This is a genomic window from Longispora albida DSM 44784 (assembly GCF_000379825.1).
Lineage (GTDB): Bacteria > Actinomycetota > Actinomycetes > Mycobacteriales > Micromonosporaceae > Longispora > Longispora albida.
On record NZ_KB903835.1, the window covers coordinates 395,554 to 409,887 of the forward strand.

Sequence of the window (14,334 nt, forward strand, 5' to 3'; positions counted from 1 at the left end):
CAGGCGCAGCATCGCCTGGCCCTGGCGAGAGGCTGGTGCTGGTGCGCTCACCGGGCGGGATCTTGGGGCAAGTCAGGGGCGGGNGGGGGGGGGGAGGGGGNGGGGCCCCCAGGAACAACCAAACAAATTTCAACAGCAAGATCGACTTACCCTCAACCGGCCAAGCCCCCCACCAGCAAAAACTCTCACACCTCCACACCAGCCCCCGCCCGTCAACCCACCAAAACTGCTACCCGCAATTTTTTGCGGGTTTGAAAGCTCCCCCTCCTGCACCATCCCCCGCATGAGCCGCCTATCAACAAAATCAAAAAGCATCCTGCGCCGTGAGGTCATGCAGTTCCGCAACTGGATGCGCCCGGACCTGACTGGTTTCGAGATCGGGTTCTTCGACGATCACGCCCTGGTCATGGCGCTCACAACGCGTGGCCGGTATCCGATGTGCGAGATCTGGTACGAGGGCAGGTTCCAGCTGTGGCGGTTCACGCTACCCAGCCCGGCCGGATTCCTGCCTGGACGGCTGGCTGACGGGGCGATTCTCTCGGAAGTTCACGACGTGCTCTTCCACGCGAGCTTTCAGGTACCTCGGCTGCCGGAGTACCCGCCCCAGCTAACCCCCTGACTGCCTCTACCTAGCCAGCCAAGACCAACCACCAAGACCAGCCAACTACTAGCGACCGGTTTGGACGTCCCATCAAGCCAAGGACCATCCAAACCGGTCCCCACCCTCAAGCCCGCCGCCACAGTGGACCAGAACCCTCACCCAGCCACCAAAGCAACCGACCAGCGAATCAATCCCCAAGGACCGCCGCGCAACTCACCCCTGCCACAACGACAGCATCATCGCCTCAACGGCAATCTTCGGCTTGACGTTGGCGTCGATCGCTTCCCGGCAGGCCAGGACAGCCTCCAGCCGCCGGAGCGCAGACTCGGGTGTCCACTTCGCCGCCGCCGCCCGCGTCATCTCCGCCACGTCGGCATGAACAGGGGCGGTCCCCGACTTCAGGGTGAAGGCCAGGACATCCCGATACAGCCCGGCGAGATCCATCAGCGCCCGGTCCAGAGCATCCCGCTGTGCCCGCGTCGCCCGTGACTTCTGCTTGCGCTCCAGATCCTTCAAAATTCCAGCGGTACCGCGGGCCGCAGCCGCAGCCCCCTTCCCGGTCCCGCCCGCCCCGAGCGCCGTCTCCAGCTCGGCTTTCTCCTTGGCGGAGACCTCGGAGACACTTGCCGCCGCTTCCTCCTCGGCCGAGCTGATCAGCATGGCCGCCGCGTCGAACGCCGCCGAGATGCTGGTCAGCTTTCGCGGAATGCCCAGTACCGCCTGCCGCCGGTCCCGCGAAGCCGGATCCCTGGCCAGCTTCCGGGCCCGCCCGACGTGCCCCTGAGCCGCCGCCGCGGCCCATGCCGCATCGGCCTCACTGGCACCGTCCCGGGCCACCAGCACGCCAGCAATGGCCGCCGCAGACGGCGTGGTCAGGCTGACCACCCGGCACCTCGACCGGATGGTCACCGACACGTCCTCCGGGTGCGTGGACGGCGTACACAGGAGGAAAACAGTCCGAGGTGGAGGCTCCTCGATCGCCTTCAGCAGCGCGTTGCCCGCCGCCTCCGTCAACCGGTCGGCGTCCTCGACCAGCAGTACCTGCCACCGGCCCTGCGTCGGGGAGCTCGCAGCCCGCAGCACCAGCGCCCGCATCTCGCTCACCGCGATGGACAGCCCGTCCGGTACCACAAACCGCACGTCAGCATGTGTGCCGCCCAGCGTCGTGTGGCACGCCGCGCAGGTCCCGCATCCGCCGTTCACGCACTGCAAGGCGGCCGCGAAGGCCCGTGCCGCCATCGAACGCCCCGATCCGGGCGGCCCGGTGAACAGCCACGCGTGCGTCATGGCACCTGCCGGTACCTGGTCTCCCCGCACGATCGCCGCAGCAGCTCCTGCCGCCTTCTGGAGTACCTCGACGGCCGCGCGCTGCCCGGCCAGCTCGTCGAAGACGGTCACGGGGCGACCGCCCGCTTCACCTGCACGGTCGGCAGCAGCGACTCCACGCGTTCCCTGATCCTGGCGGCCAGCTCGTCCTCACCCAGGCCCGCGTCGAGGATCTGGTACCTCGCGGGCTGCGCGGAAGCCAGGTCCAGGAAGGCGTACCGGACCCGCTCGTGGAACGCCAGCGACTCCGCCTCGATCCGGTCGGCCCCGCTCCGGGCCTTCGCCCGCGACAGCCCGACCGACGGGTCCACATCGAGCAGTACCACCAGATCAGGCTTCAGCGAACCGGTAGCCCATCCCGACAGCCACGCGATCTCATCCGCCACCATCGTCCGCCCCGCGCCCTGGTACGCCAGCGACGAGTCCACATACCGGTCGCTCAGCACGATCAGCCCGGCATCCAGTGCAGGCTTCACCACCGACGCGACGTGCTGTGCCCGATCAGCCGCGTACAACAACGCTTCAGCCCTCGGCGAGATCTCTTCTTTCCCGTCCAGCACCAGGCTCCGGATGCGCATCCCGATATCGGTCGCCCCCGGTTCCCTCGTGACGACAGGCTCATGCCCTTCGTTCCGCAGCCACGCCGCGAGCTTCACCAGCTGCGTGGACTTCCCCGCGCCCTCGCCGCCCTCGAACACGACGAACAGCCCGCCGGCGCGTTCCTCCGGCTGGGACACGGGCCGTCGCCGGACAGCGCCGACGATGTCCTTCAGCAGCGGGATGCCCTTGCGGTCGTCCATCTGCCGGAGCGCCACGAGGCCGGTGACAACACCCACGACTCCAGCGACCGCGAGCAGCACACGCGTGGACGACAGGTGGAACCCGAGAATCGCCCGCGTCCCGCCCAGGCCGACCACAAAGCCGGACAAACTAATACTGAGCATCAGCACGACGCGAACAGCGGTCCAGACGAAAGCGAACACCCGTCCGCGCACGTCATCACTGACCTCGGCACCCAGCAGCGTGATACCGGCCAGGAAGGCCATCCCGGCCCCGACACCGACCAGGATCGCGCCAGCCACCGCCACGGCCAGATGCGGAGCCAGCGCCAGCACCAGCACCGCCGAACCAGCCAGCACGATGCTGACCCCGAACCACCGCTTCCGCGACAACGCCCCGACCAGCACCGGCCCGAGCGCGATGCCAGCACCCAGCCCGATGAAGATGGCCGCGAACAAGATGCCGAAGGTCGCGTCACCGCCGCCGAGCGAAGAGGCGTAGAACTTGGCGGTACCGATGACGACGCCCCCGCCGGCGAACGCCCCCAGGATCCCGTAGACGAGCCCCCGCACCAGCGGCGTCCGCCCCACGTACCGCCAGCCGTCAGCGAACTGTCCCAGCAGCCCGGCGTTCTTGTCGTCCTGCTTGGCCGACCGCCCGCTGATCTCCTTGATCCCGAAGAACACCACGAGCGCGGTCGCCAGGAACGTCAGCGCGTTGAAGTACAGCGCGATGTTCTCCGACGAGGCCCAGGTGCCTTCCTTCGCCTTCAGCAGCGAGGACAACGCCGACACCGTCAGAGCCGCCAGCACGGGCATGACTCCGTACGTCATGATCAAACTAAGCTGGTTGGCCCGCTCCAGCCGCGCCTTCGGCAGCAGGTTCGGGACGGAGGCCTCTTTCGCCGGCGTCCAGATCATCGACACCGTCTCGATCAGCACCGTGGCCACGGCGGCCCACGTGATCGCGACCCGCCCGTCGTGCGCCAGGGTCCCCACGAGCGGAATGGACGCGAACAGCCCAAACCGCAGAAGATCACAAGCCACCATCGTGTACCGGCGGTCGAACCGGTCCGCGAACACCCCGGCCACCGGCCCCAGCACCAGCGCCGGCAGCAGCCGCACCGCGATCACCGTGCCGAACGCCGCACCCTGTGCCACGGTCGTGCTCGCCTGCGACGCCGCGAACAGCGCCGTGGCCAGCAAGCCGAGCCAGTCGCCGAACGACGAGACGCTGAGAACCATCCAGAGCCGGCGGAAGGGCCTGATCCTGAGGATCGACCGCAGCTCGGCACCGCCCGACAGATCGACCTGCGCGCTGATGACGAACCCCCTGAAACCCGGCCAACCAATACCTGCAAATACCTGCCGACCACTGTATAACTGTTGGCTTGCCGTCTCCGCGCCACCATCAATATGAACAGGTTTCGCGTTAAGGTGATGCATGCCCACCACGGCCCCTGGTTTTCCCGGCTCGCGTACCGCCGAGCCGGCCGAGGCGACCGCCGCCCGGTACGCCGCAGCGACGGCGCATCTCGATCCGCCGTTCGCGATCGTCGACTCCGCCGCCTTCGACGCGAACGCGAATGCCCTGCTCACACGGGCCGCCGGCAAGCCAATCCGCCTCGCGAGCAAGTCGATCCGCTGCCGCGCGCTGCTTACCGACGCCCTGTCCCGCCCGGGCTATGCCGGCATCATGGCCTTCACGCTCGCCGAGGCGAACTGGCTGGCGTCGATGGGCGTCAGTGACGACATCCTCGTCGCGTACCCGGCCGCCGACCGCGACGCGCTGTCGAATCTGCCCTGGCACGCGGACAAGATCACACTCATGGTCGACGACCCGGCGCAGCTCGACCTGATCGACGCGGTTCTCCCGGCCCAGCGCCCGCCGATCCGGATCTGCCTGGAGCTCGACGCTTCCTGGCGCCCGCTCGGCGTGCACCTGGGCGTCCGCCGTTCCCCGCTGCACTCGCCATCCGCCGTCGGCACCCTGGCCGCCCAGGTCATCGCCCGGCCCGGCTTCCAGCTCGTCGGCCTCATGTCCTACGAGGCGCAGATCGCCGGCCTCGGCGACGCCCAGCCCGGCCGCCCCGCCTACAGCCGCCTGATCCGGCTCATCCAGCGCCGCTCGGCCCGGGAGCTCGCCGACCGCCGGGCTACCGCCGTGGCCGCGATCAGCGAGCACACCAAGCTCGAGTTCGTGAACGGCGGCGGCACGGGCAGCCTGCACACCACCTCCGCCGAATCGGCCGTCACCGAGGTCACGGCCGGCTCCGGCCTCTACGGCCCGACGCTCTTCGACGGTTACAGCGCGTGGCAGCCCCAGCCTGCCGCCCTCTTCGCGCTCTCCGTCACCCGCCGCCCGACGTCACGCATCGCGACCGTCCATGGTGGAGGCTGGATCGCGTCCGGCCCGGCGCACCCGAGCCGCCTTCCCCAGCCGTACCTGCCGCGCGGCCTGCGCATCCTCCCCGCCGAGGGCGCTGGCGAGGTGCAGACGCCGTTGCGCGGGGCTGGCCAGGACCTCAGGGTCGGCGACCGGGTGTGGTTCCGTCACGCCAAAGCCGGGGAACTGTGCGAGCACGTCAACGAGCTGCACATCGTCTCCGGCTCCCAGATCGTCGACACCGTCCCCACGTACCGGGGCGAGGGCAAAGCCTTTCTTTAGACGTGCCGGGACAGGTACTCCTTGATCATGGCCTTACCCTCCGCCAGCACCTCCGGGTCCCCGCCCGGCATCCGGCGGAACGCCAGCTTGATCAGGGCGTCGCCCGTCTCGACCGCCACCGCGAGCTGGAGCTCCGGTGGCGTGACGCCGAACCGGTCGGCCAGCAGCCCGCCCAGCCGCGCGGCGATGGCCGCGTTGTTGTCCATCTCCGGGTCGAGCAGGTGCACGTCCACTACGTCTCCGAAGTGGAGCGTGCGGAACCCCGGCAGGTCCCTCCGCAGCGCGATGTACTCCTCGATCACCGCGTCGACCCCGTCCCACCAGTGGTCGAGCTGGTCGGCGGCGAACCGCTCCGAGATCCGCCGCATGTACTCGGCGAGGTTGCGCTCCGTGAGCGCCTGGACGAGTGCCCGCTTGTCCGGGAAGAACTGGTACACCGAGCCGATCGCGACCTCGGCCCGCTCCGCGACCAGCGTGGTCGTGAGCGCCTCGTAGCCGAGCTCGTCGACCAGGGCGGCGCAGGCGTCCAGCATCCGCTCGACTCGTGCGGCACTCCGCTCCTGGACGGGCAGCCGCCGCAAGGGTCCGCTGCGTACCTGGTTGACCGCCATGTCTCCGCCGCCTCCGTGTCCGTTACCTAACTGTCCGTACATCATGCCCGATTCGTCCACTGAGTCCTCACCCAGTCCCTCGGCCACGCGCACGAGCCGCCGGGAACCCTTGACGACGGCGAATATGAAGAGTACTCACATCACATGCACGCTTGGCGGAACTGGGCCGGAAACCAGTACGAGACCGCGGCGCTGGCCGTCGCCCCCGCTACCCGGGACGAGCTTATCGATGCGATCCTCGGTTCCGAAGGCTCCGTCAAGGCCATCGGTTCCGGCCATTCGTTCAGTGCGGCGGCCGTGACGACCGGGCTGCGGGTCGCACTCGACCGTCTAGCAGGCCTGATATCCATCGACGGCCATCTTGTCACCGTCCAGGCTGGCATGCCGCTGCACCGGCTCAACGCCCTGCTCGCCGAGCACGGCTTGGCCCTGCCCAATCTCGGCGACATCGACGCCCAGACCATCAGCGGGGCCATCTCCACCGGTACCCACGGCACGGGCCACCGGCTCGGCGGCCTGGCGACCTTCGTGGAGGCCGTCGAGCTGGTGACCGCCTCCGGCGAGGTCCGCAGGTACGCGCGGGGCGACGACGGGTTCGACGGTGTCGTCGTCGGCATCGGGGCCCTCGGCGTCCTCACCGAGGTCACTCTGCGTTGCGTGGACGCCTTCACCCTCCATGCCGCCGAGAAGCCGCTGCCCCTCGCCGACGTCCTCGCGGGCCTCAGCGAGCACTTCGCGGCCAACGACCACTTCGAGTTCTACTGGTTCCCGTACACGGAACGAGCGCTCACCAAGGCCAACAACCGCGTACCGGCCTCCGACCGGCCGTTGTCGGCGTTCAGGCAGTGGCTGGACGACGACTTCCTCTCCAACGCCATGTTCGACAAGCTCTGCCGCACCGGCCGGGCCTTCCCGAAGCTGGTCCCGTCGATCACGCGGTTCTCGGCCTCGGCCCTGTCCGAGCGTTCGTACACCGGTTCCTCGCACGAGGTCTTCTGCTCGCCGCGCCGGGTGAAGTTCGTCGAGATGGAGTACAGCTTTCCGCGTGAAGCGCTCCGCGAGGCGTTCGCGGGCCTCCGGGCCATCATCGCCAGGCTTCCGTACAACATCGTCTTCCCCGTGGAAGTGCGCTGTGCGGCCGCCGACGAACTGTGGCTGTCACCGTCCTACGGCCGCGACTCCGCGTACCTCGCCATCCACCAGTACACCGGCATGCCGTACGAGGAGTACTTCCGGCAGTTCGAGCAGCTCGCGCTCACCCTCGGCGGCCGGCCGCACTGGGGGAAGCTGAACTACTGGACCGCCGAGGACGCCAGCTCCGCGTACCCGCGCCTCGCCGACTTCACGAAACTCCGCGACGAACTCGACCCCGGCCGCCGCTTCGCCAACGACTACACAAACCGCGTGCTCGGCTAAACAACAGGGGTACCCGGAATCCGGGTACCCCTGAAAAAATCTACGACGAAGCCGCAGCCTTCGCGGCCTTCTTGGCGGCAGCCATCGCCTTCTTCACCGCGTCGGTGGCCTTCTGGGCCTCCGTCAGCTCCTTCTCCGGAGCAGCGGCCTTCTTCGCAGTGGTCTTCTTGGCAGCGGCCTTCTTGGCAGCGGCCTTCTTGGCAGGTGCCTTCTTGGCGGCAGCTTTCTTCGCCGGAGCCTTCTTGGCTGGCTTGGCCTCGTCCCCGTCGTCCGAAGCCTCGTCAGCCGAAGCCCCGGCGGCCTTCTTCGCGGTCGTCTTCTTCGCCGGAGCCTTCTTGGCGGCGGCCTTCTTCGTGGCCTTCTTCGCCGGACCGGCAGCCCGCTTCTCGGCGAGCATCTCCGAGGCCCGCTCGATCGTCAGCTCCTCGACCGTGTCACCCCGGCGCAGCGAGGCGTTGTACTCGCCGTCCGTCACGTACGGCCCGAACCGGCCATCCTTGATCACCAGCGGCTTCTGGGTCGCCGGGTCCACGCCCATCTCGCGCAGCGGCGGCTTGGCCGCGCCCCGGGCGGCCCGGGTCTTCGGCTGGGCCAGCAGCGCCAGCGCCTGCTCCAGCGTGATCGTGAAGATCTGCTCTTCACTCTCCAGCGACCGCGAGTCCGTGCCCCGCTTGATGTACGGGCCGTAGCGGCCGGACGTCGCCAGGATCTCCTCGCCGGCCTCGTCCTTGCCGACCTGCCTCGGCAGTGTCAGCAGCTGGACGGCCTCCTCGAAGGTCACTGTCTCCGGCGACTGCGTCTTCAGCAGCGAGGCCGACTTCTCCCCGCTGGAGACGTACGGCCCGAACCTGCCCGACTTCACCAGGATCGGCTCGCCGGTCTCCGGGTGCTGCCCGAGATCACGCTCGCCGGAACCGCCGAGGAACAACTCCTCGATCTTCTCGGCCGTCAGCTCGTCCGGCGCCAGGTTCTCCGGGATCGCCGCGCGGGCCTCGGTGTCCTCGCCCCGCTGGAGGTACGGGCCGTAACGCCCCACCCGGACCACGACATCGCCGTCGAGCGGGATCGAGTTGACCGCACGCGCGTCGATGTCGGCCAGCCGCTCGGTGACCATCTTCTTCAGGCCGCCCGAGCGCGCGACCGATCCCTCCGGCCCGTCCTCGCCGCCGAAGTAGAAGCCGCGCAGGAAGTCCACCGACGCCGCCTCGCCGCCGGCGATCTGGTCGAGCTCGTCCTCCATCGACGCGGTGAAGTTGTAGTCCACCAGCCGCGGGTAGTACTGCTCCAGCAGCTGGATCACCGCGAACGCCGTGAAGGACGGGATGAGGGCCTGGCCCTTCTTGAAGACGTACTCCCGGTCCTGGATGGTCTGCATGATCGAGGCGTACGTGGACGGCCGGCCAACGCCCAGCTCCTCCAGCGCCTTGACCAGCGAGGCCTCGGTGTACCGGGCAGGCGGCTGGGTGGTGTGCCCAGCCGGGTCCAGCTTGTCGGCCGTCAGCCCGTCGCCCTTGGCCAGGTTCGGCAGGCGGCGCTCGGCGTCCTCCGCCTCGGCCTCCTCGTCGTCCGAGGACTCCACGTACGCCTTGAGGAAGCCAGGGTCGGTGATCGTCTTACCCGAGGCGTGGAAGTCGCACACCTCGCCGGTGCTCGACGTGGCCCTGATCCGCAGCGAGGTCGAGTTGCCGACCGCGTCGGTCATCTGGGAGGCGATCGTCCGCCGCCAGATCAGGTCGTAGAGCTTCAGCTCGTCGGCGGGCAGCTCCTTGGCCACGTCGCCAGGAGTGCGGAACGTGTCACCGGCCGGGCGGATCGCCTCGTGGGCCTCCTGCGCGTTCTTGACCTTCTTCGCGTACACCCGGGGCTGCGGCGGGACGAACTTGTCGCCGTACAGCTCACGGACCTGCTGCCGGGCGGCGTTCAGCGCCGTCTCCGACAGGTTCGTCGAGTCGGTACGCATGTAGGTGATGTAACCGTTCTCGTACAGCCGCTGCGCGATCCGCATCGTCTGCGCCGAGGAGAACCGCAGCTTCCGTGCGCCCTCCTGCTGGAGCGTGGACGTGGTGAAGGGCGCGTACGGCCTGCGCCGGTACGGCTTCTCCTCCACCCGGTCCACAGCGAACGGCTTGCCGAGCAGCCGGGCGGCGATGCCCCGCGCGCCCTGCTCGTCGAGGTGCAGCACGCCCGACCGGGCGCGGCCCGTCGACGGGTCGAAGTCCTTGCCGGTCGCCAGGCGCTCGCCGTCCACGGCGGCCAGCGTCGCGTTGAAGCTGATCCGCTCCTCGCCGACCAGGGTCGCGAGCACGTCCCAGTACGTCGCGGACCTGAACGCCATCCGCTGGCGCTCCCGCTCGACCACGATCCGGGTGGCGATCGACTGCACCCGGCCGGCCGACAGGCCACGCTGGACCTTCTTCCACAGCACGGCGCTGACGTCGTACCCGTAGAGCCGGTCGAGGATGCGGCGGGCCTCCTGCGCGTCCACCAGCGCCTGGTTGATCTCGCGGGGGCTGGCCACGGCCGCCTGGATGGCCGGCTTGGTGATCTCGTGGAACACCATCCGGTGCACCGGCACCTTCGGCTTCAGCGTCTCGGCCAGGTGCCAGGCGATCGCCTCGCCCTCGCGGTCCTCATCTGTGGCCAGGTACAGCTCGTCGGCGTCCTTCAGGAGCGCCTTCAGCCGGGTGATCTGCTTCTTGCGGTCGGGGCTGATCACGTACACCGGGTCGAAGTCGTGGTCGACGTTCACGCCGAGATACGCCCACGGCTCCTTCTTGTACTCCTCCGGCAGGTCCTTGGTGCCGCGCGGCAGGTCCCGGATGTGCCCGATGCTCGCCTCCACCACATACCCCGGCCCGAGGTAACCGGAGATGGTCTTGGCCTTCGCCGGTGACTCGACGATGACCAAGCGGTTGTTCACGGAACGCGGCACGGTGCTCCCAACTCCATCCAGTCCCCAGCGCTGGCGGCTCTCCCCGACATGCAATCGCAGCCAATCGCAGCTAGCGATCAATTGCTAAACGTAACGCGTGGGCGGCGGTCGCGGACGCGCAGGTGTCAAATCAGCCCCGACAACCCGGACACGTTACACCGTTCATAGTCGAACGGGTAGCTATCTCCTCAGGGCCGGACGCTACAGCTTCCGGACCGGCCACTCGCCATCCGGCGCGCCGCGCGGCGGGGGCCCGACCAGCTCGGCGAGCCTGCTCATCCGGCGCTGGCCCGTGATCCGGTACGCCGGGCCGCCGGCCCGGGGGCCGACCAGTTCCGCCGGGAGTCCCGCCCGTTCGATCGCCTGGCCGACCTGAGCCCACGCGCCGGGGTCCGAGTGGCCAAGGTGGAGGTCGTAGCTGCGGTTGTCGCCGGGGGAGCCCGCGGCGATCGCCCACAGCCGGAGCTTGTGGCCGTCGAGTTCCAGCCCGGCCGGCGGGCGCTTCACCGCACCGTGCAGCCAGGAGGCCAGCGGGGCGAGCGCCTTCACGTACGCGGTGCGGATCGAGATCCGGTCCTCCACGGCCGGGGCCAGCTCGCCGCCGAGCCCCCGGGCCGCGTACTCGCCCAGCAGCGCCTGCGCCCGCCACTCGTCGGCGACCACGACGGACACCCGGGCCGTCCCGCCCATCCTGACCAGCTGGCCAGGCCCGGCCAGCAGCCCCGCGAGGTCCAGCGGACTGCGGTCGGTGGCCTCGGCGGCGAAGAAGGAAAGCTGGCTCATCACCGTCCAGCCTAGGGCCTGGGTACCCCTTTCCGGCAGGCCCGAGCCGCCCCGGCGCGACGCACCAGACTCACTAGACTCACCGGCATGTCCCGCCGCTGGCTCGCCTGTGCTCTGTCCGTTGTGCTGCTCGCCGGCTCCGTTGCGGGCTGCGGGTCCAGCGGTGACGTGGCCGCGGAGAAATGGGCGTCGTCGGTGTGCAGCGCCGTGGGCGCGTGGCAGGTGACCGTCGCCGACCTGACCAGGAAGGCCAACGAGGGCGTGGCGGCAGCCAAGTCGCCCCAGGAGGCCAGGACCAGCCTGCTCGCCCTGCTGGGCGGCGCGGAGACGGCCTCGGAGAAGGCCAGGGCCGGCGTGGTCAAGGCCGGCATCCCCGACGTCGGCGACGGCAAGAAGCACGCCGACTCCCTGGCCAAGGCGATCGGTGTGGCCCGCGACGCGTACGGCAAGGCGCGTAAGGCCGTCGAGGGGCTGGCCACCGACCAGGACAAGACGTTCTACGACGGCGTGGCCGCGGCGATGGAGACGCTGAAGAGCGAGTACAAGCCGGAGTCCGCCGACCCGACCAAGCTCTCCTCCCCTGACCTGCGCAAGGCCTTCGACTCCGCGGAGACCTGCAAAGCCAAGCAGTAGCAGGCACAAAGAAAGAGGGCCGGTGGGGAACACCGGCCCTCTCGTCTCACTCACTCAGCGTTCACGCACTGATTTTCTCGTGTACCTCGCTGCCGTTCGTCTCGTCGGCACCGACCGAGATGGACTTGCGCTTGCTGTTGATCACGGCACCCACGATGATCAGCGTCGCCACGGCCGCGATGGTGTACCGCAGCGCCGGGTTCGCGTCCGTGCCGAGGCTCATCGCGACCACTGCCGGGGCGATCAGCAGCGCGACCAGGTTCATCACCTTGATCAGCGGGTTGATGGCCGGGCCGGCGGTGTCCTTGAACGGGTCACCGACGGTGTCGCCGATGACCGTCGCGGCGTGCGCGTCGGAGCCCTTGCCGCCGAACGCGCCGTCCTCGACCATCTTCTTCGCGTTGTCCCACGCGCCACCCGAGTTGGCCAGGAAGACGGCCATCAGGGTGCCGCAGGCGATCGCGCCGGCCAGGTACGCGCCGAGCGGCCCGACACCCAGGCCGAAGCCCACGGCGATCGGGGCCATCACGGCGAGCAGGCCGGGCGTGATCAGCTCGCGCTGGGCGTCACGGGTGCAGATGTCGACGACCTTGCCGTACTCGGGCCGCTGCGAGCCGTCCATGATGCCCGGCAGCTCACGGAACTGCCGCCGCACCTCGAACACCACGGCGCCAGCCGAGCGCGACACCGCGTTGATCGCCAGGCCGGAGAACAGGAACACCACGGCCGCGCCGATCATCAGGCCGACCAGGTTCGCCGGGTTGGCCACGTTCAGCAGGTCGAGGATCTTGTTCTCGATGTCCGCGACCTTGGCCTCGCCGAGCGCGGTCCGCATGATCGTCGTGAACGCGCCGAACAGTGCGGTCGCGGCGAGCACCGCCGTGGCGATGGCGATGCCCTTGGTGATCGCCTTGGTGGTGTTGCCGACCGCGTCGAGGTCGGTCAGGGTCCGCGCGCCCTGCTCGTCGATGTCGCCGGACATCTCGGCGATGCCCTGCGCGTTGTCGGAGATCGGGCCGAAGGTGTCCATCGCGACGATCACGCCGACCGTGGTGAGCAGGCCGCAGCCGGCCAGTGCCACAGCGAACAGCGAGAGCATGATCGAACCGCCGCCGAGGAAGAACGCGCCGAGCACGCCAGCCCCGATCACCAGTGCGGTGTACACGGCAGACTCCAGGCCGACGGAGACGCCGGCCAGGACCACGGTCGCCGGGCCGGTGAGCGCCGACTTGCCGATGTCGCGGACGGGCCGCCGGGACGTCTCGGTGAAGTACCCGGTGAGCGCCTGGATCGCGGCGGCCAGCACGATACCGATGACGACGGCACCGATCGCGAACAGCTGCGGGTTGCCGCTGTGGTTCTTGATCGTCTCGTTGGTGGTGTCCAGCTCGGCGAAGGTGGCCGGCAGGAAGTAGAACGACGCGCCGGCGCACAGCAGGGCCGAGATGAAGGCCGAGGCGTAGAACGCTCGGTTGATCGCGGTCATGCCGCTCTTGTCGCTCTTGCGGAGCCGGGTGATGAACACGCCGATGATCGAGGTGATCACGCCCAGAGCCGGGATGATCAGCGGGAAGACCAGGCCCTCGCCGCCGAAGGCAGCGCTGCCCAGGATGAGCGCGGCGACCAGCATCACCGCGTAGGACTCGAACAGGTCGGCCGCCATGCCGGCGCAGTCGCCGACGTTGTCGCCCACGTTGTCCGCGATGGTGGCCGCGTTGCGCGGGTCATCCTCGGGAATGCCCTGCTCGACCTTGCCCACCAGGTCGGCGCCGACGTCGGCCGCCTTGGTGAAGATGCCGCCACCGACCCGCATGAACATCGCGAGCAGCGCGGCACCGAAGCCGAAGCCCTCCAGGACGGTCGGCGCGTCGCCCTGGTAGATCAGCACGACGAGCGCCGCGCCGAACAGCCCGAGGCCCACGGTGAGGAAGCCGACGACGCCACCGGTACGGAACGCGATCTGCATCGCGCCTTCCCGGCCGCCCTCCTTGGCCCTCGCGGCTGCGGCGACCCGGACATTGGCCCTGGTGGCCAGCGACATGCCGGCCCAGCCGATGAAGCCGCTGAACAGCGCGCCGACGATGAAGAAGGCGGAACGGCCGATCTTGATCTGCGTTCCGCCGTCGGCGGGCAGCAGCCACAACAGGCCGACGGCGATGACGACGAGAACACTGAGCGCCTTGAACTGCCGGTTCAGGTAGGCACTTGCGCCTTCCTGAACGGCACCGGCGATCTCCTGCATTTTCTGGGTGCCCTTGCTGGTGGCGAGCACCGCCTTGACGAGACCTGCAGCGAAGCCGAGCGCGAGTAGCGCGATGGCCGCGGCGATGATCACGTAGGTGGTGTTGTCACCGGTAAGGGACGCCCCCTTCCCGCCCGCCAGGACGAGAGTGGAACCGGACATTGCAGTCCTCCTGAGTACCCGATCGCCCAGAGAACGGCTTCAGGAGGGCGGCGGGCCGCTCCGTGGCCCGCCGCGGGCGGACGACGTCACCCGGCGCACCGGGGGTGTGACACGACTCGCGTACTCTAGCCGGAGATCGTGTCACGAGTCACACGTGTACCCACCTGATTTCGAAAGATTC

10 protein-coding genes are annotated in these 14,334 nt (G+C 69.0%); 4 read left to right on the forward strand and 6 right to left on the reverse strand.

What is annotated here, in order from left to right:
* Positions 1 to 283: 283 nt before the first annotated feature.
* Positions 284 to 619: a hypothetical protein gene (locus tag A3G1_RS0125175; protein ID WP_157641382.1), complete on the forward strand. Its 336-nt coding sequence runs from the start codon at positions 284 to 286 to the stop codon at positions 617 to 619.
* 195 nt (positions 620 to 814) lie between these two features.
* Here the strand turns inward: A3G1_RS0125175 and A3G1_RS0125180 are convergent, their stop codons facing one another.
* Both A3G1_RS0125180 and tmk read right to left on the reverse strand, forming a co-directional pair.
* Positions 815 to 1,999 (reverse strand): DNA polymerase III subunit delta', encoded by a 1,185-nt coding sequence (locus tag A3G1_RS0125180; RefSeq protein ID WP_018352270.1) that lies wholly within the window; start codon positions 1,997 to 1,999, stop codon positions 815 to 817.
* Positions 1,996 to 4,152 carry a dTMP kinase gene (gene tmk / locus A3G1_RS0125185; RefSeq protein WP_083937093.1) on the reverse strand — a complete coding sequence of 719 codons (2,157 nt, stop codon included), beginning with the start codon at positions 4,150 to 4,152 and terminating at the stop codon, positions 1,996 to 1,998. Before tmk ends, A3G1_RS0125180 begins: the two co-directional genes overlap by 4 nt.
* Between tmk and A3G1_RS0125190 the strand changes: the two genes are divergently transcribed.
* Positions 4,151 to 5,374, forward strand: a complete 1,224-nt coding sequence (locus A3G1_RS0125190) for an amino acid deaminase/aldolase (protein WP_018352272.1) — start codon at positions 4,151 to 4,153, stop codon at positions 5,372 to 5,374. The genes tmk and A3G1_RS0125190 overlap by 2 nt on opposite strands.
* Here the strand turns inward: A3G1_RS0125190 and A3G1_RS0125195 are convergent.
* Positions 5,371 to 5,907 (reverse strand): TetR/AcrR family transcriptional regulator, encoded by a 537-nt coding sequence (locus tag A3G1_RS0125195; RefSeq protein ID WP_018352273.1) that lies wholly within the window; start codon positions 5,905 to 5,907, stop codon positions 5,371 to 5,373. The genes A3G1_RS0125190 and A3G1_RS0125195 overlap by 4 nt on opposite strands.
* A 222-nt stretch (positions 5,908 to 6,129) precedes the next feature.
* On the opposite strand from A3G1_RS0125195, the gene A3G1_RS0125200 reads away from it, so the two are divergent.
* On the forward strand, positions 6,130 to 7,401 hold the full coding sequence (locus A3G1_RS0125200) for a D-arabinono-1,4-lactone oxidase (RefSeq protein WP_018352274.1): 1,272 nt from the start codon (positions 6,130 to 6,132) through the stop codon (positions 7,399 to 7,401).
* 40 nt (positions 7,402 to 7,441) lie between these two features.
* Here the strand turns inward: A3G1_RS0125200 and topA are convergent, their stop codons facing one another.
* Both topA and A3G1_RS0125210 read right to left on the reverse strand, forming a co-directional pair.
* A complete protein-coding gene (gene topA / locus A3G1_RS0125205) occupies positions 7,442 to 10,333 on the reverse strand; it encodes a type I DNA topoisomerase (RefSeq protein ID WP_157641383.1) in 2,892 nt (963 codons plus the stop codon).
* Positions 10,334 to 10,534: 201 nt separating this feature from the next.
* Complete coding sequence (locus tag A3G1_RS0125210; protein ID WP_018352276.1) at positions 10,535 to 11,116, reverse strand: hypothetical protein; 582 nt, start codon at positions 11,114 to 11,116, stop codon at positions 10,535 to 10,537.
* Between the two features lie 87 nt (positions 11,117 to 11,203).
* Between A3G1_RS0125210 and A3G1_RS0125215 the strand changes: the two genes are divergently transcribed.
* Positions 11,204 to 11,749, forward strand: coding sequence for a hypothetical protein (locus tag A3G1_RS0125215; RefSeq protein ID WP_026212499.1), 546 nt, complete (start codon positions 11,204 to 11,206; stop codon positions 11,747 to 11,749).
* Positions 11,750 to 11,810: 61 nt separating this feature from the next.
* Here the strand turns inward: A3G1_RS0125215 and A3G1_RS0125220 are convergent, their stop codons facing one another.
* Positions 11,811 to 14,153, reverse strand: coding sequence for a sodium-translocating pyrophosphatase (locus A3G1_RS0125220; protein WP_018352278.1), 2,343 nt, complete (start codon positions 14,151 to 14,153; stop codon positions 11,811 to 11,813).
* Positions 14,154 to 14,334: the final 181 nt, after the last annotated feature.